Annotated in this window: 1 protein-coding gene; it reads left to right on the top strand. The window is 50.8% G+C overall.

Annotated elements, in window-relative coordinates; genetic code table 11:
• The coding region (locus GVN20_RS29515; protein WP_229599232.1) for an SdrD B-like domain-containing protein at positions 1–596 on the top strand (596 nt) is incomplete at both ends.

The raw sequence follows: 596 nt of genomic DNA, 5'->3' as shown, positions 1-596 counted from the left end.
AAAGACAAGAACGGCAACCCTGTGAAGGACAAAGATTCGACGCCAGGCAACGGCTTCACTAAAGGCGAAGACGATGACGACGATGAGCTAATTAATGTAACGCCACTGGGCAGCATCGGAGATTTTGTATGGAAAGATTTGAATGACAACGGCCAGCAGAATGTGGGTGAGCCAGGCATTCAAAACGTAAAAGTGATATTGTGGACAGGCACGGTGAACGGTCCGACGTCGAAGAGAGATTCGATGCTGACGGATGCCACGGGTAAGTACTTGTTTACGAACCTGCCATTGGGTACTTATTATGTACAGTTTGATACGAAGAGTTTGCCCGACACGTGTCAGTTGAGTTTGAACTCGAATGTGGGTTCTGACGCCACTGACAGCGACGCCAACCCGACGACGGGGATTACCTCGGCGATTGTGTTGAGCCCCACGAATCGGAATGATTTGACGGTAGACGCGGCCTTGACGACGTTCGACTTGTCGTTGACGAAGAGTTTAGCTTCAGGTCAGAGCGGCAATGTAGCGGCTGGTGACAATGTAACGTTCACGTTGACGGTGAAGAACGAAGGGTCAATGACTGCGACGGCGATTGC

It is taken from the genome of Runella sp. CRIBMP, assembly GCF_009905605.1.
Taxonomy (GTDB): domain Bacteria; phylum Bacteroidota; class Bacteroidia; order Cytophagales; family Spirosomataceae; genus Runella.
The sequence above is the reverse complement of the archived record's forward strand: the minus strand, read 5'-3'. Positions and strand labels throughout refer to the sequence as shown.